This window comes from Fluviicola sp., assembly GCF_029266855.1.
GTDB lineage: Bacteria > Bacteroidota > Bacteroidia > Flavobacteriales_D > Crocinitomicaceae > Fluviicola.
Window position 1 is genome coordinate 1 of the sequence record NZ_JAQSWB010000001.1, and the last position, 24,206, is coordinate 24,206.

Sequence of the window (24,206 nt, forward strand, 5' to 3'; positions counted from 1 at the left end):
CAAAGATGTAATTCCGGCTACCGGAGTCGTAACAATCGTTAAATCCAGGTTCTCAATACTGTCACAGCCATTTGCATTGGTAAACGCTACAGTGTAAAAACCACTTGTTGTGAACGTTTGTCCGTTCCAAACATAGGAATCACATGCCGTTACCAAAGTAGTGTCTGCATCTGCTGAATTGATGATCAAATTCAGTGTGATAATGCTGTCACATGCTGCTGCATTGGTCAGTGTTTGTGTGTATGTACCACTCGCAGTATAAGTTTGACCGTTTAGGGTATAACTTTCACATTCGGTTACATTCAGGGTCTCAGAACTGGACATATTAATAGTCAAATTCAAAGTTACCGTACTGTCACAACCCGAAACACTTGTCAATACTTGTGTATAAGTACCGCTTGCATTGTATGTTTGAGTATTCCAGGTATAACTGTCACAGCTTGTAGCAGTAAATGAACTGGTAATTGCTGCTGGTTCCGTGATCGTAAACAGTTGTTCTGCAGTACATCCGTTTGCGTCTGTTACTGTTACAAAGTATACTCCTAAAGCAAGACCGCTTACGGAAGTTGTTCCGTCACCCGTTGGGTTTCCTGGAGTCCAGTCATATGTGTAGCCCGGAGTTCCACCTGTTGGGGTATTGATAGAAGCTGTTCCGTCTGAACCACCGTTGCAAGTCACATTTGTTTGCGAATCAGCAGTAATTGAGATAGCTGCTGGCTCTGTAATAGTGAAGGTCTGAGTTGCAGTACATCCGTTGTTGTCTGTTGCTGTTACGGTGTATGTTCCTGCAACAAGTCCTGCTACGGAAGTTGTTCCCTCACCTGATGGAGTTCCAGGAGCCCAGTCGTAAGTATAACCCGGAGTTCCACCTGTTGGTGTGTTGATCTCGGCAGCACCGTTTGCACCGCCGTTACAAGCGATATTTGTTTGGGAAGCCGGTGTAACCGAAATTGCAGTCGGCTCAGTCACCGTAAATGCTTGTGAAGCAGTACATCCGTTAGCATCTGTTACTGTTACAGTATATGTTCCTGCAGTAAGCCCTGTTACGGAAGTTGTTCCGTCACCTGTTGGTGTTCCCGGAGCCCAGTCATATGTGAATGATCCAGCACCACCTGTTGCAGGATTGATCTCAACAGCACCTGTTGCACCGCCATTACAAGCGATGTTTGTCTGAGAATCCTGCGTAACTGAAATAGCTGTAGGCTGAGTGACTGTAAATACTTGAGAAGCAGTACATCCGTTAGCATCTGTTACTGTTATAGTGTATGTTCCGGCAGTAAGTCCTGTTACGCTTGTGGTTCCGTCACCTGTTGGAGTTCCCGGAGTCCAGTCGTAAGTGTAGCCCGGAGTACCACCTGTTGGGGTGTTGATCTCAGCTGCACCGTTTGAACCGCCATTACATGCAATGTTTGTTTGAGCAGAAGCTGTAACTGAAATAGCCGTTGGTTCTGTCACTGTAAATGATTGATTTGCAGCACAACCGTTTGCATCTGTTACTGTTACAGTATATGTTCCTGCAGTAAGTCCCGTTACGGAAGTTGTTCCGTCACCTGTTGGTGTTCCCGGAGCCCAGTCATATGTGTAGCCCGGAGTTCCACCTGTTGGTGTATTGATCGCAGCAGCACCTGTTGCACCGCCGTTACAAGCAATGTTTGTTTGTGTAGCAGCTGTAACTGAAAGAGCTGTAGGCTCTGTCACTGTAAAACTTTGGGAAGCAACACAACCGTTTGCGTCTGTTACGGTTACAGTATATGTTCCGGCAGCAAGTCCTGTTACGGAAACTGTTCCGTCACCTGTTGGGTTACCCGGTGTCCAGTCGTAAGTATAGCCCGGAGTTCCACCTGTTGGTGTATTGATAGCAGCAGCACCTGTTGCACCGCCGTTACAAGCGATGTTTGTTTGCGTAGCAGCTGTTACCGAAAGAGCAGGAGCTTGTGTGATTGTAAACGATACCGTGGCTGTACAACCGTTGGCATCTGTAGCAACTACTGAATAGCTTCCAGCTGTCAATCCTGTTACGGAAGTTGTTCCGTCACCGGTAGGAGTTCCTGGTGTCCAGTCATAGGTATAACCCGGTGTACCTCCTGTTGCAGGGTTAACCTCAAACGCTCCGGTCGCATTTCCAAAGCAGGCAACATTTGTCTGTGAAGCTGCTGTGAAGGAAATAGCTGAAGGCTGTGTAATCGTTATTCCGGAAACTGTTCCTGTACATCCGTTTGCATCTGTAATTGTTACTGAATAAGTTCCCGCAGAAAGACTTGTTCTGTCTTGGGAAGTAATTCCACCACCCCAGTTGTAAGTATATCCTGGTGTTCCACCTGCAGGTGTCAGATCAATAGAACCATTGGTTCCGCCGTCACATGTTACGTTTGTTACAACGGTTGTCCCTGAAACGGGAGATGTAGGTTGTGTGATCGTTATTCCGGAAACTGTTCCTGTACATCCATTCGCATCTGTAATGGTCACTGAATAGCTTCCTGCGGCAAGACCTGTTCTGTCTTCTGTTGTTGGTCCGCTGGCCCAATTGAAAGTATACGGTCCTGTTCCACCAGCTGGTGTTAAGTTAATAGCTCCGTTTGATCCTCCGAAACAAGCAACGTTTGTTACAACGGTTGTTCCTGAAACTGTAGCTGCAGGTTGAGTTACGGTAGGGCTAACTGTTCCTGTACATCCATTCGCATCAGTAATGGTCACTGAATATGTTCCTGCTGTAAGTCCTGTTCTGTCTTCTGTAGTGACACCGCCACCCCAGCTAAAAGTATATGGACCAACACCACCTGTAGGAGTAAGGTTAATTGCACCTGTGTTTCCACCGAAACAAGCCACATTGGTTACAACTGTTGTTCCTGAAACTGCAGCAGCAGGTTGAGTTACCGTAGGGTTAACTGTTCCTGTACATCCATTCACATCAGTAATTGTTACGGAGTATGTTCCAGCCGTAAGACTTGTTCGGTCTTCAGTTGTGATTCCACCACCCCATGCAAAAGTATAAGGTCCTGTTCCTCCGGTAGGAGTAAGGTTGATCGCTCCGGTGTTTCCACCGAAACAAGCCACATTGGTTACAACTGTTGTTCCTGAAACTGGAGATGTTGGTTGCGTTACGGTAGCCGTAACAGTTCCTGTACATCCGTTTGCATCAGTAACCTGGACCTGGTAAGTACCTGCAACCAAACCTGTGCGGTCTTCTGTTGTTGGTCCTGAAGGCAACCAGTTGAATGTGTATGGACCCGTTCCTCCGGTAGGAGTAAGGTTAATAGCTCCGTTAGCTCCGCCAAAACAAGCCACATTTGTTACAACTGTAGTTCCTGAAACTGCAGAAGTTGGTTGTGTTACAGTAGCTGTAACCGTTGCGGTACATCCGTTTACATCAGTAACCTGGACCTGGTAAGTACCTGCAACCAAACCTGTGCGGTCTTCTGTTGTAGGTCCTGAAGGTAACCAGTTGAATGTGTATGGACCCGTTCCTCCGGTAGGAGTAAGGTTAATAGCTCCGTTTGATCCGCCGAAACAGGCAACATTTGTTACAACGGTTGTTCCTGAAACTGCAGAAGTTGGTTGTGTTACAGTAGCTGTAACAGTTCCTGTACATCCGTTTACGTCAGTAACCTGGACCTGGTAAGTACCTGCAACCAAACCTGTGCGGTCTTCTGTTGTTGGTCCTGAAGGAAGCCAGTTAAATGTGTATGGTCCTGTTCCTCCGGTAGGAGTAAGGTTAATAGCTCCGTTAGCTCCGCCGAAACAGGCAACGTTTGTTACAACGGTTGTTCCTGAAACTGCAGATGTTGGTTGCGTTACAGTAGCTGAAACAGTTCCTGTACATCCGTTTACGTCAGTAACCTGGACTTGATAAGTACCTGCAATCAAACCTGTGCGGTCTTCTGTTGTTGGTCCTGAAGGAAGCCAGTTGAATGTGTATGGTCCTGTTCCGCCTGTTGGCGTAAGGTTAATAGCTCCGTTTGATCCTCCGAAACAAGCCACATTTGTTACAACTGTTGTTCCTGAAACTGCAGATGTTGGTTGTGTTACTGTTGCATTTACTGTTCCTGTACAAGCGTTCACGTCAGTGATTGTCACTGAATAAGTTCCCGCGGCAAGACTTGTTCGGTCTTCAGTTGTGACTCCGCCACCCCATGCAAAAGTATAAGGACCTGTTCCTCCGGTAGGAGTTAAGTTTATTGCTCCGCTGGTTCCGCCGTTACAAGCTACGTTGGTTACAACGGTAGTTCCTGAAACTGCAGATGTTGGTTGTGTTACGGTAATACCGGTCACATTGCGCGTACATCCGTTGGCATCGGTAATGATTACAGCATAAGTACCTGCGGCAAGACCTGTTCGGTCTTCAGTTGTAACACCACCGCCCCAGTTAAAGGTATAACCCGGCGTTCCGCCTGAAGCTGTAAGATTTATTGCTCCGTTTGTTCCTCCGTTGCAGGCAACATTGGTTACAACCGTACTTCCATTAAGTGTTGTTGGTTGTGTGATTGTATAATTTCGTGTTCCCTGGCAACCGATGTTATCGGTAACGGTAACAGTATAACTTCCCGCCGAAAGACCTGAAGCTATAGCTCCTGTTCCGCCGGAAGGTGACCAGGAATAAGTATAAGGAGCAATTCCTCCTGAAGGGCTTACACTGGCAGCTCCGTTCGATCCGCTATTGCAGGAAACGTTTGTTTGTGATGCTGATGAAGTGTTGATAGATGAAACGGTTAGTGTTCCTGAGTTCGAATTCGTAAAGCAGGAAGCTACACCGTTAATCGCCACCATACGGTATTGATAACCGGACATTCCTGCGCTTACGCTTGAGAGTGTAAGTGTAGTGGTCGTTGCACCGGAGTAAATACCGCCATTGGTGATATTCGCGAAGCCTGATCCTGTGTTCTCTTGCCATTGGAAAGCAGTAGCACCAGTTGCTGAAGCAGTGAAAGTTGTACCGGTACTCGCACAACGGGCACGGTTTGGAGGGTTAGCAGTAATAGTTGGAGCTGTACAAGAAGGGGTTTCGAATAAACGAAAGTTATCGACTGCTAATTCTTCTGTCAATCCTCCGTTAGAGGAGAATAACATCTGAATATCCAGATCGGTGCCTGTTCCTACAACTGTTGCAGTGAATTCTGTAAAGGTCATGTTGGGTAAAACGGCTCCTTCTGCAATGGAGTCCCCAGTTGTTTCAAGAGCAAAAGATCCGTTGGGACTGGCGTTTGGAAAAAATCTTATAGCGTCGACCCAGGCACCGTTGTTGATTCGGTAGCGAAGGATCATGTAATCGGACGGTGGCCCAGCATCCCATACGGATCCCCCCGAATTATTACAAGCGAACAGACCTTTGAAAGACATACCGCTTTTTCCTGTAATATTAATATTGTCCCAGCTTAGGCTCTGGCGAAAATCCTGGGAGCCATTAGCACCCGTGGGTACAGCTCCATCGATGTCTTCCGCTGCGAAGAACTGGGAACCGTTGAAGCCTGCATACGGAATAGCGTTTTGCAGGGCTAGATCCGTCCCTCCGGAGCTGATATCGAAATACTTGCTGTGCGGGGGGCTCGCAGGGAACGATACCAGGGGTACCGAAGAAGTCCGGGCACCCGAACTGGGCGATCCGGCACTCTCAAAATCGTCTGACCAGAATTGCGTCTGCGCGGAACTATATAGTCCGGTCAGAAGCAATGCGGTAAGAAATAATAATTTGTTTTTCATGTGTTTTGATTTAATAAACGATAAAATTTGATGGTGAATAGTATTACGCATGTTAGTTTATAGATGTTAGTATTACATATAGTTTCAGGACCACGAAGGTAGTTTAATTAAAAGCATATCCTATAATGTTCTTTAGTGAGGCAAACTGTCGAGCTGTCAGTATACCGTGATCGCTTGAAATAACCGGAACGTGAATAACCTGTCCATTTAGGCACGATACGGCTAGTTCTTCCCGCGGTGTCAATGCGAGAATCTTTCCGGGTGTTTCAGTATGTGTTTCAGAAGACAACGAAGCTGTTAACAGCTTGATATTCTTTCCCATCAATAATGTGTCTGCTCCCTGATTCCATGGGTTACAGGCATTGATAAGGGAAATGATCTCTTCAGCAGGCATACGGTTCCACTGTATTAGTGTATCAGAAAAATCAGGTTTTTCAAAATAGCGCGCCTGACCTTCATCCTGCATGGAGCTGGGAATGCTTGAACCATACTGCAGCATTTCTGCCACATTCAAAGCAACCAGTGCAATGCGTTCGCTAAGCTTAACGGCTAGTCCTCCATAAGTTTCATTATTCCTTACTGGAACCTTTTCTTCCAGTATCAACGCACCCTCATCGAACTCTGTGTTCATGAAATGGACGCTGATAGCCGTTTCTTTTTCCTGGTAACGCAATACTTCGAACAAGGGCATAGGGCCTCTATAAGCAGGAAGTGGTCCGGGATGAAAATTGATAAACCGGTTTTCACCATAAGCTAAAACCTCTTCTGAAAGCAGGAACGGGAATGAAATGCTGAAAATGTAATCCGGTTGCAGCTCATCGATCCATGCGCGAAGCCCGGAAAGACTTTCTTTATCTGGAAAGGCTTTATAAGGTAATCCATTGTTGGCGGACTCTCTTTTGAGTACCTGGACCACTTCGGATTCGGCTTTTCCTGTTCCGACACCGCAAAGAAAATGCTCAACACCTAATTGTTGTAAGGAAGGAAAAGCAAACTTACCACCACAAAGGACCAATATGCGTTTTTTCTCCATTAGATACAGGTATAACTGTTGTACCATCCGGAAACGATATTCTCCATCGGGTGTTCAATAAATGTTTCGAAATCAGCTGTTGTTTCAGGGATAACTTCTCCGATACGAATAGCACAATGACCGTTCCCATCGTCAATGATCTCTGCTTCGTACATCGGTGCTATCGTGTGCTTTGTTCCGGCATGAAAATGAATAGTTCCTCTTGGACTTTCGAAAGAAAAATGAGCAAGAGCTTCGGTAGTTCGTTGTACGTTGGAACTGTTCTCTTTTAGTAATTCCAGCGATTTGACAGCAATAACAGCTGTTTCCCAAGCCAGTAGTGAGAAGAGATTGGGTATTCTGCCGGATGTCGTTAGCTCATTAATGAATAATTGATTTTGCTCATTTTCCAGTTGTTTAGACCATACAGCAATACCTTGCGCTTTATTACCTGGATATATTGCTCCCTGCAACATGGTTTCTTCCAGTGCAAAAGGAGGAAGGTATATCGGAAGGTCTGCCTTGCCAAAAATGTCCTTTAACGCAGAAAAATACCATTGCACATAATCACCGCTGAAAATACTCAGCAATGCACTTTTAGGGTATTCCTGCAAGTAGTTTTTCAAGGGTTCCATCGAAAAGTCTTCACGCGAATAACCGGTAGCATGATTAAAAACGATTTGCCCGCCGGATTGTGTGAAGCCATGGGAAATCCCCCATGTTTGCAAGTATCCGCCATCATAATAACCGGTTATCATTCCGCCGTGTGAAAGACCATCACGGACAGCTTTTTTAGCTGTCAGCCATGAACCGAAAGCGTTGTGAAGTGAATGATAGATGATATTTGAACATTCCGGCCATTCCTGTGGAACGTTCGCTCCTGCATCCATAACAATCAACAGGCGATTTGCGGCAAGAAATAAAGGTCTTAAAACCTGGGCCATGCGGTGACCTACATATGCCAGCACAACCTGTGCGTTTTCATGCATGATAAGCTGTTCGGCAGCTTTATAGCATTGCTGCTTATCAGTACCGAAACCAATGTTTTCTGTAACGATCCGAAGATCTTCCCTGTTCAATTGACGCAAGGATGCTTTGAGCCCTTCGAACAAGTCGAAACTCAATCCTGTGTAATATGTCGATCTGGGAAGAAGAACACCAATTGTTTGCATAATCAATATCAAATAGAATAGGGGAAACAAGTAGATTGTTTCCCCATGTAATTATTAGTTTCTGCTTGGGAAGATCCCTTCAATAGCAATTGAGTAATTCATGCACAAGTATGGATTCGCAATACTGAAAGGCATGCTGCTACCGGCAGGATCAAGTGATCCGGTGATAGTAGTTCCTCCAGTAAAGGAATTCGGTGTAGCTGTGTCTGCATAGTTGGATGAGGTCGTAACCGCAGGAAATGTTGCTTCCGGGGTTTGTTCACCTGCATTTGCCGTAGAGGCTTTTATACTAACTTTCAGGTTATTTGCCGTGTGCACGTGCTGAGGAAGATTAGCTGTTGTCAGCGTCATGGTCGGTGAACCGGCCTCTTCGCCCATAGAATAATATGGAAGCCCCGGCCCCTGACCTTGTCCGATCGGAACACGCCCCTGGAGATCCGGCAAAGCGAATGTGGTTTGGCCATCTCCGCCATAAGTCGTTCCAAGCAATGCAAATAATGCGGTGTTCTGTGCTATCGATAACAATTGTCCCTGGCAGGTCATATAACCCAACGGTGGAAAATTGAAACCGAGCAATTTGACTTCACCCACAAATGGTTCTGTAGACATAATTAGAATGTTTTAAGATGAATACTAATTAGTTACGACTTGGAAAAATCCCTTGTAATGCAATAGAATAGTTCATGCATAAATACGGATTCATTACACTGAAAGGAAATCCTGAACCGGTAATATCCGTTGTTCCCGATACAACAGTTCCACCTGTAAATACATTCGCAGTTGCTGAGTCGGCATAGTTTGAGGAAGTTGTAACGGCAGGGAATGTCCCTTCAGGAGTTTGTTCACCTGCATTCGCAGTGGATGCTTTTACATTTACACGCAATGAGTTAGCAGTATGGACATGCGCAGGCATGTTGGATGTTAACAGGGTAACATTCGGTGTGCCTGAGATCTCTCCCATACTGTGTGAAGGAAGTCCTGGCCCGGTTCCCTGACCGATCGCCATACGTCCTTGTAAATCCGGTAACGCAAAAGTTGTTTGACCATTTCCCCCGTAAGTTGTTCCGAGTAAAGAAAAAAGTGCAGTGTTTTGTGCAATTGATAAGATTTGCCCTTGGCAAGTTGCATACCCTTTTGGAGCGAAGTTAAATCCGAATAGTTTAACTTCTCCGATAAATGGTTCAGTAGACATAGTTATTATTTGTTTTTAAGTTACAATTTGACAAATGATAACGTATGTGCAATCTGGGATACAAGCCAAATAAGGCTGTTATTGAAAAGCGTTTTCGTCATCAGTGATGTTTAATTAATGGTTGAGACAAATATACTGTATAAAAAGGAATAAACTATAAATCATTGTAACAAAGCTATGAAATGATAGTCGGATTAGTATCAATCGGATTGAAAATCAGGGGGAAACCCCTGTCTGATTTTGCTTTTGAAAATCAACTAATAACTCAGTTTAAACCCTTGTTATTCAAATGATTATGATTAGGCTCGTTCTTTGAATAAAAGTTAAATTAATGAAAATGACACTTATTTTGTCAATTATACAGATTTTTAAACGTACCTTCGTTTTAATATTTATTTAATTACAAGTTTAATGAACAAAGGAACAGTAAAGTTCTTCAATGAAACTAAGGGATTTGGTTTTATTAAAGAAGATGACTCCGCAAAAGATCACTTCGTACACGTATCAGGATTAGTTGATGAAATCCGTGAAGGTGACCAAGTAGAATTCGAATTAGAAGAAGGTAAAAGAGGAGTGAACGCAGTAAACGTTCGCGTAATCCAATAATTGATTTTAATAAATGAACGAAGAGAGTTTGTTCGTCGGCTGACGAATAGACTCTTTTTTATTTTATCAAAGTAGAAATTTTAAAAAATTAAATGGCAAGATCACAAGAGACTTTCAATAAAAAAGAGATTCAAAACAAAAAAGAAAAACGGCGCAAGGACAAAGAAAAGAAAATGCTTGAGCGCAAAGAAGGTGGAAAAGCAAGTTTTGAGGACATGATCGTTTATATTGACGAAAATGGAAATCAAACAACTACTCCGCCGGATCATTCGAAGCGATTGGAATTCAACGCTGAAGATATCGTAATTGGTGTTCCCAAAAGAGAGGACTTACCACCGGAAGAGAAAATTCGTACAGGAACTGTAACTTTTTATAATGATTCGAAAGGTTATGGCTTTATTAAAGATAGTGTATCAGGTGACAGTGTATTCGTTCACGCAAACCAATTGAGTGAAGCAATTACTGAAGGAAACAGAGTGACCTTTGAAGTTGAAAAAGGACAAAGAGGCCCAACTGCAGTAAGAGTTAAAAAGGATTAATATCCCCCTAAGATAAATCGAATTTTATTAGTGTATTACAGCGATAAATCCACTTTTAAATTCGATTTTTTCAGTTGAATAAGTTACTATAATGGTATAGGTGTAAATCCCGTCGGGAACTGGTATCCCATTATATTTCCCATCCCACGTATCGTTCACACTTTTCAGAGTTTCTATTTCTTCCCCCCAGCGGTTAAAAATTCTGCAATCGATTTCTCCGATGCAAACCCCTTCGATTTTCCATATATTATTGTATTGATCCCCATTGGGAGTAAAGGAATTCGGGATGTACAACAAATTTTCCAAGTCCGCTTCAAAGGTGATCAGGGTATCCAATGAACATCCTGTCAGAATATTCTGGATGTTTAAGGAGTAGCTCCCGTTTGTCAGATCCAAATAGCTTGTTTCTGTTGAGTACCCTTGTTGATTAAAATCAATGGATAAAACTCCGTTTGCACCCGGTTTGTTTTGAACAACAATGCTTCCGGTGGATAAACAGAGCGGAGCAGAAGTTATAATATCAACATCTAACGGGATGCTTGGATCTGCTTTGATCGTCACACTATCTTCTGCAATACACCCGTTTGCAGTTGAGGCATACAGATGAAATGTTACGTCCTGGTTGCCAATTTGTGCCGTCGGATTCGGGCAGCTTGTGCAGCTTAAATTCGCAGCCGGACTCCACAAGAATGAAGTGAATGTATCACCGGATGTATACGTCAGGGGAACAGATGCAAAGCCGCAGGTGATAATTTCGGATCCAAGATCTACCAGGGGTAAGGGAGCGGGAGTTATCCGGACTGTGTCCGATTGAATGTTTCCGCATGAATCTGTAACAGTGACCCAATATGTTCCGGTTCCGTATGCGGTAAAGTTTCTGTCTGTACTACCGTCATTCCAGGTGTAATCGGTAAAGCCCGGACCTGCATCAAATACGTGTATTCCCGAAACACAGATCGTTGTATCGTTGCCAAGATCAAGCTGGGGAGGAGTTCCGCTTAATACCGTGATTTTAACAGTGTCGGTTGAAGTACAGATTTGTCTGAAACTGAAGTCATCAAGGCCAAAATCAACACCGTAACCGTTGGTCTCCAGATTAACTATCCGGATGGTTACGGAAGAATTGGCACCGGAATTCCAAGTAGTAATCCCGTACTCATCCCACATAAAATTCCCGCCCAAAGGAATAAAGATTCCTGTTTCAGTGGGAAGGGTAAGATTCCCTGTGACATCACCGGTCAGATGGATCTCAAAAATGGGTTGATTTCCGGCAGCTCGTGTGGCCCAGAAAGAGAAACGATAATCAGTATTCGGATTTAAGCCTAAGATAGTTTGTTCCCAAATCTTCGTTGGACCGTTAACACAACCATCCAGGGATAGGAACATGGAGTCATTTGAAGGTGTATGGTCATGTAGTGAGGGAAAGGTCATTGTAAAGAAGGTCGGTGCCACATAGTAATTGCATGGAGAGTAAATCGAGTTGTAGATCATATCGCTTGAAAAGCCCGTATTCCCATTGGAAAAGTCCCAGTTGGTGATCATTTCTTGTCCTAATATGCCGGCTGTAACTACATATTCCGTTGTGGTACTAATACTTGCAAGTGGATTCGCAATATTTGGGTTGTTTAATCCGCTCGTCGGTGTCCACGAATAAATGTCGAAGCCGGGTGTTGCATTCAATTGAACCGGGCTGATAGTGCAGATCAACTGGTCATTTCCTGCAAAAACAGTATCACAGGCTGAAACCAATGGATTATTGACCATGATTTTTACGGAATCAAGACCGTCCAGGCAAAATGCCGGATTGGTACTTGGAACGCTGAACGTCATCCAATAGGTCCCTGGTGTTGTAAAGGTGTAAGTCAGTGAAGTTCCGGTGCCTAAAACGGTAGTTGGATCAATATACCAGTAAGGAGAAGGACTGTTGGTGCTTGCCGAAAAGCTGATACTGCTTCCTGCCGCGATAGTTGTTGTTGAAATGGGGTTTGTAATAGTTGCAGTAATAGGAGTCTGGCAGGGTGGTGTACAGCTCAGGCAATTCAATAAACTTCCTCTTACATTGGTGAGGAAGTAATACATGCGGTCGTATTGTCCTGCTGTGAATTGATCATAACATGAGAAACTGCTGTAATCCATGTAGTCGTCGCTCAGATCGGCAACATCTGTTGTGAATGGATTGTTTGCGGAAGGATCATCGGCGTCTGTACTGCAGGAATTGGCAGAAGGGTTACAAGCTGCAAAAGTGGTCTGGTCTGGTGGAGTATCACAAACCTGGTCGCCGTCTGATAAGCAATTTGAATTAGTACATCCTCCTTCAAATGTATGATATAATCCAAGATAGTGACCGATTTCATGCACTCCCCACAGCATCTGTTTGAGAACTGTTTCCGAAAAATCCGGCTTCGATAACTATTCCGTCCATGTTTAGACCGTGAGATGAGGGCAGGAAAGCATAACCGATAACCCCGGTCCCCATACTTAAACTGGAAATTTCTTTGACCACCCAAATATTCAAATAACAGGTCGGACTCCACCTGTTGAGATCTTTCAGTGCAATATCATCGACCTCCATGACTTCATTGGTAAGGGGAGAACTGTTTCGGGTAATACCTGTCGTTGCATTGCCGGCGGGATCCCGCTGAGCTAAACAAAATTGAATTTGGTTGAAGGGGCTTGCAGCAAACTTGGTGTTGATATTGGTAATTGCATTTTGAACCTGTGCATCACTAATGTTTTCAGTTCCGGAATTATGAATGATATGAACGACAACCGGGATGGTTTGCAGTGATTTTGGGTGGGAGTGAGATCCGCCGCCTTTATTCTTCTGGAGATCCGATTGATATTTTTCATTATCCAGCAGTTGTTGTTTGGTATGAAGGAAAGTGTTTGAGCGGTGTAACTGATCCGTAGCACACCCATCGAATGTTTTTTTTTGTTCACCCTGGGCAGAAAGAAAGTAAGGAAACAGGTTTAAGATCAGTATGAATAAGGTTATTTTCATCGCAAAGGTTCTACTTTACTGAACGGAGGTTTTGCTGATTGGTTGGCTTTGAATGAATTCTTTTTCTGCATTTAAATAAAAGCCAACGGATGTAGCGTACTTTCTTCAAAGATGCTCCATAGTTAAAGCACAAATGAAGCATAGATAAAGCATAGATAAGAGTCAGCGCTAGCTGACGAAGACTGAGGTTCTGTCTCACAAGACAGAAAACCGAGGGATATAGCTACTATATTCCATAGTTAAAATTTCTTTTGGTCTTTAGTCTGGAATATCCTAGCACGAAACAAAAAAGGCTCCCTCTCGGGAACCTTTCAGTTATTTATCAATGGAACCGGTAACCCGCTTCATAAATTCATTCAGGGCATCTTTTTGCGGTTTTCCCGCTTTGATTTCCTTGTGAACCTCAATTGCTCCGGAGAAATTGGAAAGGATCTCTCCGATCACATCCAGCTCCTCGTCTTTTAAACCGGGAGCATCAATCAAGTGCTCCAGTGTTTCAATTGTTTCGTTCACGTAGTCTTCATCATTTTCCTCGATGAAAGCTACCATATGTTTAATTACCGGCAACCGCATCTCTGATCTCTTGAATGATTTCTACTTTATTTCCCTGGGCTTGTTTTATCAGTTTCCCATCTACAAAGCCGGCGAAAGTTGGCAGGTTCGAAACATCCGCAAATTTGCGTGAGTTGGGTAACTTTTCTGCATCCACGTAATAGAACTCTATTCCCGGATTTTCTTCTGCCATACGTTTAAACTTTGGCTTTGTGATCTTACAGTTACCACACCATGATGCCCCGTATTGAACCATCACTTTTTGATTGGTACTCAATAACTGCTCTAAATTGTCTTCCGTTAACTCTGTAAACATGATTTCTTAGTGTTTGCTTAAATAATCTGCTGTGCTTGTGCGGTCAGCTTTCATTGCATCTTTTCCTTCTTCCCAGTTTGCAGGACATACTTCACCATGTTTTTGCACATGTGTATAAGCATCTACCAAACGGATATACTCCTGAACATTACGTCCTACAGGCATGTGGTTAATTGATTCGTGGAAAACAGTTCCCTCTTCGTCAATTAAATAAGTTGCACGGTAAGTAACGTTATCACCGGTCGAATCTTCATCATACGGATCAAAATCCAAAATATCCAGTTCCTCAGCCAAACGACGTGTCGAATCTGCAATCAATGGAAACTTAACTCCTTCGATACCACCATTGTCTTTTGCAGTATTTAACCATGCAAAATGAACTTCAGCCGTATCACAAGATGCACCAATGATCAAGGTATTGCGTTTTTCAAATTCTGCAGCTGCTTCCTGGAAAGCATGAATTTCTGTCGGACAAACAAAGGTGAAATCTTTCGGGTACCAGAACAACAATACTTTTTTCTTGTTTTCGATTGCATGTCTCAATACATCAATTTGGAAAGTATCTCCCATTTCATCCATTGCATTCACCGATACTGACGGGAATTTTTTACCTACTACACTCATTTTTTATTTGTTTTTATTTATTTGTTAAGATTTTAAGACTCCTGTTTTTTTAAGCTTTGATATCCGTAGCCTAAAAGCCACTGTTGTTTGTTACTTCAATTTTCGGAAAGAAATAAGGATTTTCCAATGAGATAAATCAGGTTTTGTAATGATTAAGAATTTCTCAAGTCTTAATAGCAAGCCCCTTTGATAATGATCTCATTCAGAATTATTTCCCCAGCCATGCGGCAAACATCCAGTTTGTTTTTTCTTTCTCACGAACCAGGTCGCTGATCATAGAGTTAGTTCCTTCATCTCCCAGATCAGCTGATTCGCTTAATAGTTCGCGCTCCAGCTTCAGAATTGCTTCCTGGGCTTTCAGAATATAGCTCATTCCTTCTTTCCCATCGTGGATCGTGCCATTTTCTTTTAATGCACTGTGCTTCAAATAATCCTCAAACCGGTGAAGGGGAGTAATCCCTAATGTCAGAATTCGCTCAGCCAGATCATCGATCACTACTTGCGTTCTGGTATACAATTCTTCGTATTTCAAATGCAATTCAAAGAAGTTGCTTCCTTTTATATTCCAGTGAATCGCACGAAGATTTTGATAGTGTACCTGGTACGTTGCCAAAAGACGATTCATCTTGTTATTCAGATCCTGTTGTGAACTCATAACTTTTTTATTTAGATTTTAAGACCTTAGGATTTTAAGCTGTTAGGACAGAAATTTTTAAAAGTCTTAATATCCTGATGTCCTAAAATCCTGATGTCTTACACAATTCAAAGGTGCGACTTTTTCAAATATAAATGTTATTGATTAACTTTATAAATCCATAGAATTAATTTATAATGATTTCACCTCAACAAATCGCGTATATTCTCGCCGTTTATGAAAACGGTTCGATCAGCAGGGCTGCGGAACAATGCTTCGTTACTCAGCCTACACTTTCCATGCAATTAAAGAAAGCGGAAGAAGTATTGGGACATTTGATTTTTCACAGGGATTCTAATTCCATGGAACTGACTGATTTCGGAAAATCCCTGATTCCCCTTTTACAGCAGATTCAGGGAGATTTTGGTGCGATAGACCGCATCCGGCAAATTCATTCTGGAACATACAAGGAGCGTTTGAGAATTGGTGTGATTCCTACAGTTGCGGCATACTTATTATTGGATAATTTTCAGGAATGGCAAAGTTTGCTTCCTGCCACACAGGTTTTTGTAGAGGAATTGAAAACAGAAGAGCTGATTGAGGCCTTGGATCAGCGAAAAGTGGATCTGGCAATTCTTGCCGGACCCCTAAACCAAAATAATTACCGCATCACTCCCATGTTTACGGAAGAAATTTTAGCCTATGCACCGAGTGTTCCTGGTGAAGTATTATTGGTGGACCAACTCAAAAATCTCCAGCCCTGGCTTTTGAATAAGGGAAATTGTCTGCGCACGCAAATGATGCAGTTCTGTTCCATTAACGAAGATCTTCCCGCAAGCTGGAATTATCAGGGAGGAAATATGGATCTGTTAATGCGCATGGTGGATCAGCAGGGAGGATATACCCTGATTCCGGAGTATTACCATCCCTTTGTTTCTCAAAGTACCGAATTTAAATCGATCCGGGATGAACAGGGTTCCTTTCCCGGAAGATCGATCATTGCAGTAAGCGCATTTCGCCATGCAAATTGGGATTCGATGGAAAAGATCATTCGTTCCATTCAGCATAAATACAGTAAACCGGTAGCAAAAGAATTGGAATTGCTGAGCTGGAAGTAAGTGAATTATCAACTGGAGTATCATTCTTTATAATTGATAATTATTGATAATTCTCTGGTATCTTTGTATTTCAATCTTAAATCTAAATGATCCGAATAATATTCCTGTTCCTGGCCATTCTACTTCTGAATAATACTGGTAATGCTCAATTGTCTGCGGATAACTATTGGCAGCTGAAATCGGAACTTGCCGGGCTTATCAATAAACTACGAACTGAAAAAAAGCTTAAGTCTTTAGCTTTTGATCATTCACTGGAACAAGCGGCAGTGATACATAGTGAGTTCATGGCATTGAATCATGTCTTAAAACACGAAGAAATCGATCCGAAAAAGCTATCGCCAAAAGCACGGGTTAATTTTTGTGGTGGAACTGATTTTGAAATGGTTGGAGAAAATGTGATTCAATCTACTCCACAAACATTTCCTATGACGAAAGAGACTATTTCGGTTTTGGCAAAGGAATTGTACGAAGCCTGGCGAAAATCTCCAGGACATTATGCCAATATGATCAATAAAAACTATGAGTTAGGTGATCTGGCTTTTGCGGTGGATAATACGAATAATGTAATTTATGCTACTCATGTGTTTGGAAGGAAAGGGACAGTTGTACCAAATCAGTTATCCAAAAATGGATTTGGTTTGAAGTTGGCTGATCCTAAATGTGCAGATAAATTTGAAGGATATATCAATTTGGTCTATAATTTAGGAAATGACGTTAGCCTTCGCGACGGGGAGGTGTGGCTTGAGGTTTCTGATAAAGCAACTTTTAATACTATTTTTTCTAGTCCGAAGGATGGGTTGGCAATTGATCTGATTGATCGTGAACAGATCAGATGTGGAAAGGAGAACCAGTTGGATATGTCGCCGGTTTACGACGGAGTGTTGCTGAGACCAATTTTCCGGGATGAGCTTAAAAAGGGAAATCAAGCGGAAAGCGATTACAGGTTTGTTGTAAAATTGGGAGATGTTCCCGCTGAAATACAAAACAGAAAATTAAAACCATCGGTTTTACTCATCAAAGACGGGGAGGTTTGTATGTATCTCTTCGAAGTATGTCAGGAAAGAGACCAGTACAAGTTGGTATCGGCAACACCAAAATTGATGGACCCGCCAAATACAGCTTTGGTACCCCATGGAATTGTGAAATCGGTTACACTGGATTACGATTTTGCACCCAGGGATTCTGTTCCGAAGACCTATCCTGATTTATCATCTGTCGGAAAAAATGTCCATTCGGTTTATATTCAATCGTATTCATCAGTAGATGGTGATTCCTTGTCGAATGCTTATTACCACTATATGCGGGCAAAGAAGATCAAAGAGCATATCAAGTTGAAATTACATTTGAATGAATCTCTGATTCAAATGGATTACCAGGAAAATTGGGAGTTAATGGATTACCAGATGCGCTATTACTTATTGGACGATCTTTTGGCAATGAAGCATAAAGACATTCGTCTGAAATATAAAGATCATCCTGAAATTGCATGGCAGAAACTTTTTTCGAAACAAAGAAGATCCTGCGCCACAATTAACTTTGAAGCTGACCTTCCTTCGAATACTCCATTAAACGTACTTGCTGAAACCAATCTGAGAACAGCTTTGATTAATAAGGATTGGAATTTGGCAAACAAAGCAATGACTGTTTTATATAAGAATGGAAAAGTTCCGGCTTTCATGTTTGAAATTCCCTTTTATGATCTATTAAAAGATACACCTGAACTGACTCAAAACGTTGCGGCATTATTTACGCTTTTACCGGAACCTGATCGACAGGAGGTCAATCTTTTTTTGATGGCTTGTTTGACAAGAACATCAACTCTCACAAATGATGCAAGAGAAAATCTGCTCATATTATATTCATTAATCTCATTTGAAAAATTAAAGGTTTGGGATTTGCCGGCTCAACAACTTGCTAAGATTATTGAACCTAAGAAAGTACTTGCAATGACACAGAACAGGACATTTAGTCCGGAAGCGATGGTGAATATGCACCTGACGTTCATTAATTATTTTGGGCAAATCAATGATTCCAAAAATATTTCGAAGTCGTTCGATTACATTGCCGATTATTTCGGTAAAAAAGTCCTAAGCATGGAAGACAATGCTCAATTGGTTCGTTTCTTCAACTACTGGAGTATGTACCATTTAACAATTAATCGTTTGAAACCGCTATTCCTGGAAAAGAAATTGAATAAAGAGGCATTGTTCATTCTGGCTCAAGCATGTACCTTATATCAAAAGGGTTCGGATGCCGCTTTCACCTTTGAAGTAATGAAAGCAGCAGCGGTATATAAAAAGGAATTTTGTGGATGGTTAAATGCCAGTTTTCAATTACAACGCGAGGATGAGATCAAAAAACTCTATTGCAAAATCTGTGACTCTTAGGGTAATTATAATTGATAATCCCATCCTGAAGTCTTAAAATCCTAAAGTCTTAATATCTTTAAATTTTTGACTTTACTAATTTTGAATTAACATATGGCTCTTATAAAATCGTGCAGGGGAATCGAACCTCAATTTGGAGAAGATATTTACCTGGCAGAAAATGCAACGGTAGTTGGTGATGTGATAATGGGCGATCGCTGCTCGGTTTGGTTTAATGCAGTAATCCGCGGGGATGTAAATTCTATTCGAATGGGAAACCAGGTGAATGTGCAGGATGGAGCTGTAATTCATTGTACCTATGAAAAAACAAAAACCACTTTGGGAAACAACGTTTCTATCGGTCACAATGCCCTGGTTCACGGATGTACGGTTGAAGACAATGTATTAATAGGAATGGGTTCTATTGTAATGGACAATTGTTACATCGAATCCAATTGCATCATTGCGGCGGGTGCTGTTTTATTGGAGAATACACGGGTAGAAGCCTGGAGCGTATATGCAGGAATTCCCGCGAAAAAGGTAAAGACCTTGTCACCGGAGTTATTCGAAGGAGAAGTGCAGCGAATTGCCAATAATTACGTGATGTATTCGGGTTGGTTTAAGTAAACAAGGTTAAAAGGTTGAAAAGTTCAATAGTTTCAACTTTTGAACAAAGAAGCACTCGCGTGGCGAATGCTTCTTCTCTGGCTTGGGTTTTGGGTTTTGATTCAGATTGCCAGGTAATTCTTTAAATCATCGGATGTTTTTATTTTATCGGTGATATTTTCCATCAGGAATTCAGGCTCTTTTTGGTTCTGGTCAATTTGCTTGTCTTTTTCCGATTTGATCAGATACGTTTTACCGTCTTTAGTGAAAAGTAAAAACACATTTTCACCTTGTGAATTACAGGTGATTTCTTTCGGGGTGAAAGTAAAAGACGCATTGATCTCTTTATCGATCAGGCAAACAAATGATTGATCCTTAATCTGTTTTTTTGTTGAAGCATCGAGGAATTTGGGAGAAATACTGATTTTATTCGCTACACGATAAATCTGATCACAATTATATACTCCGAAATTGGAAGAGATCAATCCGCTAACTATGTTGGAATACTGGGGATTATCAGGGTACTCTGTATCAGGTGCAATTTCTCTTTTAACCCGGTATTCTGATTTTGAATGCATGACCGGTACGTTTTTTTGCTGAGAAACCGCAGTTGGTGTAAACAAATCGTTCCTTAAGAGCGTCCATTCACCGGTTTGATCATTCATCTCATAAAAGTTAACACCTGCTTCGTTTTTTGTGCAGTTGAAATCAATTGTTATGTCTTTTTGGAGTGCTAATTCCCGACCATCCTTTGTTCCACGTATTTCATACATTCCTGCAGAGTTGAAAAGGTAAGATCCCGTTTTGTCTTTAAATTCCATTGGAAGTCCTGAGAATAAGATTTCAGCTGCATTGCGGTATTCCGTGTAGCTAATAGTGTAATTTCCGAAAACGGGCTTTCCATTCTCGTAAACCACTGCATTCTCAGGAATATAAATCTGGCTTCCGTTGGGGTGGGAAAAAGTACCGCCTTTTGAGTTGTCAACAGTAAAAAGACTGGGAAGGTTTCCCTTATCTTCTCTAACGATGCGCGAAAAAGTTTCTTTAGCTGTCTCTTTTCCTGTGTAAATCCGGAATCCATGGAAGTAAGTCTTTGCTTCTTCACGTGTTGTTGCGCCTGTTTGTTCAATCCATACAATTTCCGGTTTGTCTGTTTGAAGTTTGGGCAGCAATTGGGAAAGTCGGTACATCCGGTCTTCATTCAGTTTGTTTTGATCAAAATGCTCGTTTTCTTTATAACGGGTATAGATAAGTTCTACGCGTTGGATCTTTTTTGATTGTAATCCGTTTATCAGTTTGGATTCAGCAATCTGTTCATGCGAAAATGAGCTTGGAATCTCAATGCAATGATTTTTTTTAGAATCGGCCTTCTTGATTTCCACTTGTTGGTAGCTTGTTTGTGAATAACCGCTTAGGCTGATGAGTAATATAAATGCAGGAATGGATAGTCTCAGTTTCATAACTCTGTTTTTGATTCTATAGTAGAATGTGTAAAAACCAAAAAAGTAAACACGAAAACTGATTTATATTCTAAATTAAGAATGGAAAGAGCTGTATTTTTGAGCTATGAAAGAAATAGAATCAAAGGAAGACGTGGCATTATTGGTAGAAACCTTTTATCAAAAATTAGTGAATGATGAGTTGGTTTCCCATTTTTTCTCACAACTCGATTTAAAGGAACACTTGCCCAGGGTGATTCAGTTTTGGAGTTTTATTCTTTTGGATGAAGCAGGGTATAGTGCCAACATGATGGAAAAACATGCGCGACTGGATTTGAATGAGGAATCCTTTGACCGCTGGTTGAAGTTATTCCACGAAACGGTTGATCAGTTCTTTACCGGTGAAAAAGCTGAGTTGGCCAAACAACGATCAACACTGATTGCCTGGACAATGAAAACGAAATTCATTAAATAATTCTACTCACCTAATTAATAGTTTTTAAGTAAGTCGTAATTATCTTAACAATGAAACATGCCCGGTAATTACCTCCACATTGGCATATGGCGCACAGGAAACATAACGGATCACATAACTGTAAATGTCTTCTTTGCAAGGAAGTCCGCTAAAAGTTCCGTCCCAGTGTTCCTCGATATTTGTTGAACGATAGACTTCTTCACCCCAGCGATTAAAGATCTTCATCTCCCATTCAACTGGATCCAATGCTAGTTTGGGATAAAAATCGTTGTTGTACTCATTGCCGTCGGGTGTAAACGTATTGGGAACGTAGACCACGAATGATTCAATTGAAATACCCACAAACGCAGTATCACGACAGCCGAATTCATTGATTACTATTTGATGCGGGTAATGCATTCCGTCTGTAAAGTAAGTGTGTGATGGGTTTGGATCCGTACTTCCGGCACCAAGTTCTCCGAAGGAATAACTGACTTGACTTGCACCCTGAGATAAGTCGGTAAACTGCACTCTCGAATCACAAATAGTTGTTTCTGTTTTATCGACAGAAAAACCGGCAATCGGTTTAGGACGGATTGTACTAAAATCTTGTTGGAGCAAGCTAAAGGTATCCACACAGCCGATAGTTGAAATGATGGTCAGTTCCACAGAATAAGTTCCTGCGTTTTGGTAAATATGAAGCGGGTGCTCTTCTGTACTTGTACCTCCGTCTCCAAATGTCCAATAATAGAGCAAAGGAGCTTCGTAATGACTCAGGTTGATGAATTGTGCAGGATAAGGTTCACATTTCAATTCGTCACTGATCGTGAATCCGATAGTAGGGACGGAAAAAATGAAAACTTCCGATTGGGCGCTTGCAGAACAGTTTAAGAAACTTGCAGTAAGAGTAATGGGGAAAACTCCGGAGGTGTCAAACACGACATTGTTTACGTTTAAACTTGTTGCATTGGATGGGTTTGCGTGACTTCCGAAATCCCACGAATATGCTGTGATCGAAGGCCCGGCAACATTTCCAACAAAATTAAAACTATTGGTACTTACGCACAGTGAATCATTATGAGTGAAAGAAACGTCCAATGGTTCGTAAATCGTAATATTTTGGACCATCGTATCCGTACAATTCGGTCCGCTATTCGCAATGAGTGTAATAGGATATGTTCCTTCTGCAGGGAAGGTGTAAGTTGGCGAAACCGCTGTACTCACATCAGTTGTAATTCCCGGAACTCCGAAATCCCATGAATAATTGGTTGACCCGGTGGAATTATTGATAAATGTCTGTGTATAACCCATACATTCGTGATTGGGCTGGAACCCAACCTGCGGATCCGGTTTGTCAAAGAAGAAAACAGGTTTTGAGATGGTGTCGGCACACACGCTGTAGGTTCCGATCAGTGTGACTACGTTACCAGTTGATGAATTGAAAGCAACATTGGAAACATTTGCAGTTGTTGCTGTTGCAGGAGTAGCATTGCCAAAATCCCAACTGAATTGCGTTGTCGGAGGACCATTGATGATCTGACTTTGAAAATCGAGTGTATTATCAATAAAGCAAGTAGAATCGATAAAGCTGAAATCAACATTGAACGGATTTTCCAAAATTAAGTCCACATAAGTCGTATCGGTACATGGCCATCCAGGATTGGCTACCAGCATCACATGATACGTTCCCGGCTGTGGAAAGGTATAAGTTGGTTCAAATGCTGTGCTGTTGTCTGTTGTGCTCCCGTTTACCCCAAAATCCCAATAATAACTGGTAGCTCCGAAACTTTGATTGTCAAAAGTGAAACTCAGTCCCTGGCAATAAGAAATAAATCCCGGAGTGTCTTCCTGCTCCGCTACTTCAGCTGAAAGCTGGACATTGCAGTTTACAACACGGAAAAGGAAATCCCTGGTAACATAACTGATCAAGACTCCGTTTCTCCACTCATTGACACGGATTCCCACAACATATAACCCAAGGTTATTTGCATCAACAAATAATTGTCCTGTGGTGGGATTGATCGTTGTGGTTGATCCGGGACCAAGCGGAATAGCCTGGTTAAATGAACCGGCCCAGGTTACATTCGGATAAGGAGGATTCGGAATGGGGTTCGGTGCCGGATTAAGTGAGTTTGCCCCGGAATGTGGTGTTACTAATTCGTAAGATAAGCTGTCGCCGTCCGGATCTGTTGCACTATGATCAAAGTTTAAGTTTTCGTTGTTGCAAATTACCAAAGGCGGATAATTGACAAAACGGGCCGAACTGTTGATGTATTGATTTTGTGCTCCCGGAGGAATAATGGCTTTGATCGTTAGACCCGTGTCATCCGGATTAATAAGATTGGTTATATTGGGACCTCTGCAGCAGCGCTGATAAGCAATAATATAACCGCTCACAGACGGCGGTAAATTCAAAACGACTGTATAGATAGCCCGTTCCGTACAAATTCCGGTTGGTGCAGTAATACAGGGATTGTTGAAGATAATTGGAAGTACCGTACTTCCCGGAAAAGCCACGTTTTCATCTGAGATCCGGATTCCGCTGCCGGTAAACACACTCAGGGGGAGTGGTGAATCATAGGAAGCTCCGGTCGAAGCACAGTCGCGGTAAAGTGCAATATAGAACCTGTAATTGTTTGCGCCCAAATAATCATAATAGATCTCACCTCCCACTATGTGTGATGCTTTGGACGAAAAAGACCAAATCAGCAAAAATAACAGTATCAGGTTTTTATGCATAAACGGAGAAAAGCATTTTAAATTTCAGTATTTTTTTTTGAATCTTTCAAAGATTGGGCCACTATTGATTAAACGGTTTAATTTCTGATGTTAACGGAGAAAATATTCAGCAAAGTATCACGCTATTTAAAATATAGTTTCG

19 protein-coding genes are annotated in these 24,206 nt (G+C 42.1%); 6 read left to right on the forward strand and 13 right to left on the reverse strand.

Annotated elements, in window-relative coordinates; genetic code table 11:
- The 5 genes from K0S23_RS00005 to K0S23_RS00025 form a co-directional block, all read right to left on the reverse strand.
- The coding region (locus K0S23_RS00005; RefSeq protein ID WP_300352543.1) for a hypothetical protein at window positions 1-5,694 on the reverse strand (5,694 nt) is incomplete at its 3' end.
- A 103-nt stretch (window positions 5,695-5,797) separates the two neighbouring features.
- Window positions 5,798-6,754, reverse strand: coding sequence for a formyltransferase family protein (locus K0S23_RS00010; protein ID WP_300352546.1), 957 nt, complete (start codon window positions 6,752-6,754; stop codon window positions 5,798-5,800).
- On the reverse strand, window positions 6,727-7,878 hold the full coding sequence (locus K0S23_RS00015; RefSeq protein ID WP_300352549.1) for an ABC transporter substrate-binding protein: 1,152 nt from the start codon (window positions 7,876-7,878) through the stop codon (window positions 6,727-6,729). The genes K0S23_RS00010 and K0S23_RS00015 overlap by 28 nt, the downstream gene beginning before the upstream one ends.
- Window positions 7,879-7,932: 54 nt before the next feature.
- Window positions 7,933-8,487, reverse strand: coding sequence for a tail fiber protein (locus K0S23_RS00020; RefSeq protein WP_300352552.1), 555 nt, complete (start codon window positions 8,485-8,487; stop codon window positions 7,933-7,935).
- Window positions 8,488-8,515: 28 nt separating this feature from the next.
- Window positions 8,516-9,070, reverse strand: a complete 555-nt coding sequence (locus K0S23_RS00025; RefSeq protein ID WP_300352555.1) for a tail fiber protein — start codon at window positions 9,068-9,070, stop codon at window positions 8,516-8,518.
- A 411-nt stretch (window positions 9,071-9,481) separates the two neighbouring features.
- Between K0S23_RS00025 and K0S23_RS00030 the strand changes: the two genes are divergently transcribed.
- Window positions 9,482-9,676: a cold shock domain-containing protein gene (locus tag K0S23_RS00030; protein ID WP_013684866.1), complete on the forward strand. Its 195-nt coding sequence runs from the start codon at window positions 9,482-9,484 to the stop codon at window positions 9,674-9,676.
- 92 nt (window positions 9,677-9,768) lie between these two features.
- Complete coding sequence (locus tag K0S23_RS00035) at window positions 9,769-10,215, forward strand: cold-shock protein (protein ID WP_300352559.1); 447 nt, start codon at window positions 9,769-9,771, stop codon at window positions 10,213-10,215.
- A 27-nt stretch (window positions 10,216-10,242) separates the two neighbouring features.
- Here the strand turns inward: K0S23_RS00035 and K0S23_RS00040 are convergent, their stop codons facing one another.
- From K0S23_RS00040 to K0S23_RS00065, 6 genes are all read right to left on the reverse strand, one after another.
- A complete protein-coding gene (locus K0S23_RS00040; RefSeq protein WP_300352561.1) occupies window positions 10,243-12,585 on the reverse strand; it encodes a T9SS type B sorting domain-containing protein in 2,343 nt (780 codons plus the stop codon).
- Window positions 12,566-13,216: a hypothetical protein gene (locus K0S23_RS00045; protein WP_300352564.1), complete on the reverse strand. Its 651-nt coding sequence runs from the start codon at window positions 13,214-13,216 to the stop codon at window positions 12,566-12,568. The genes K0S23_RS00040 and K0S23_RS00045 overlap by 20 nt, the downstream gene beginning before the upstream one ends.
- 315 nt (window positions 13,217-13,531) lie before the next feature.
- Entirely contained in the window at window positions 13,532-13,789 is a 258-nt protein-coding gene (locus K0S23_RS00050; RefSeq protein WP_300352566.1) for a hypothetical protein, read from the reverse strand.
- Window positions 13,770-14,084, reverse strand: a complete 315-nt coding sequence (locus tag K0S23_RS00055) for a thioredoxin family protein (RefSeq protein WP_300352568.1) — start codon at window positions 14,082-14,084, stop codon at window positions 13,770-13,772. The genes K0S23_RS00050 and K0S23_RS00055 overlap by 20 nt, the downstream gene beginning before the upstream one ends.
- Before the next feature lie 6 nt (window positions 14,085-14,090).
- Window positions 14,091-14,708, reverse strand: a complete 618-nt coding sequence (locus K0S23_RS00060; protein WP_300352571.1) for a peroxiredoxin — start codon at window positions 14,706-14,708, stop codon at window positions 14,091-14,093.
- Between the two features lie 208 nt (window positions 14,709-14,916).
- Window positions 14,917-15,363, reverse strand: coding sequence for a Dps family protein (locus K0S23_RS00065; protein ID WP_300352574.1), 447 nt, complete (start codon window positions 15,361-15,363; stop codon window positions 14,917-14,919).
- A 176-nt stretch (window positions 15,364-15,539) separates the two neighbouring features.
- Here K0S23_RS00065 and K0S23_RS00070 point away from each other — a divergent pair, with 176 nt between their 5' ends.
- The 3 genes from K0S23_RS00070 to K0S23_RS00080 all read left to right on the forward strand — a co-directional run bounded on the left by K0S23_RS00070 (window position 15,540) and on the right by K0S23_RS00080 (window position 19,453).
- A complete protein-coding gene (locus K0S23_RS00070) occupies window positions 15,540-16,460 on the forward strand; it encodes a LysR substrate-binding domain-containing protein (RefSeq protein ID WP_300352577.1) in 921 nt (306 codons plus the stop codon).
- A gap of 86 nt (window positions 16,461-16,546) precedes the next feature.
- Complete coding sequence (locus tag K0S23_RS00075) at window positions 16,547-18,847, forward strand: CAP domain-containing protein (RefSeq protein WP_300352580.1); 2,301 nt, start codon at window positions 16,547-16,549, stop codon at window positions 18,845-18,847.
- Between the two features lie 93 nt (window positions 18,848-18,940).
- Window positions 18,941-19,453, forward strand: a complete 513-nt coding sequence (locus tag K0S23_RS00080; RefSeq protein WP_300352583.1) for a gamma carbonic anhydrase family protein — start codon at window positions 18,941-18,943, stop codon at window positions 19,451-19,453.
- Between the two features lie 101 nt (window positions 19,454-19,554).
- Here K0S23_RS00080 and K0S23_RS00085 read toward each other — a convergent pair whose 3' ends face one another.
- Complete coding sequence (locus tag K0S23_RS00085) at window positions 19,555-20,892, reverse strand: hypothetical protein (protein ID WP_300352585.1); 1,338 nt, start codon at window positions 20,890-20,892, stop codon at window positions 19,555-19,557.
- A gap of 106 nt (window positions 20,893-20,998) precedes the next feature.
- Between K0S23_RS00085 and K0S23_RS00090 the strand changes: the two genes are divergently transcribed.
- Window positions 20,999-21,346 (forward strand): group III truncated hemoglobin, encoded by a 348-nt coding sequence (locus K0S23_RS00090; RefSeq protein WP_300352587.1) that lies wholly within the window; start codon window positions 20,999-21,001, stop codon window positions 21,344-21,346.
- A gap of 39 nt (window positions 21,347-21,385) precedes the next feature.
- Here the strand turns inward: K0S23_RS00090 and K0S23_RS00095 are convergent, their stop codons facing one another.
- On the reverse strand, window positions 21,386-24,064 hold the full coding sequence (locus K0S23_RS00095; protein WP_300352590.1) for a PKD domain-containing protein: 2,679 nt from the start codon (window positions 24,062-24,064) through the stop codon (window positions 21,386-21,388).
- Between the last annotated feature and the right edge of the window lie 142 nt (window positions 24,065-24,206).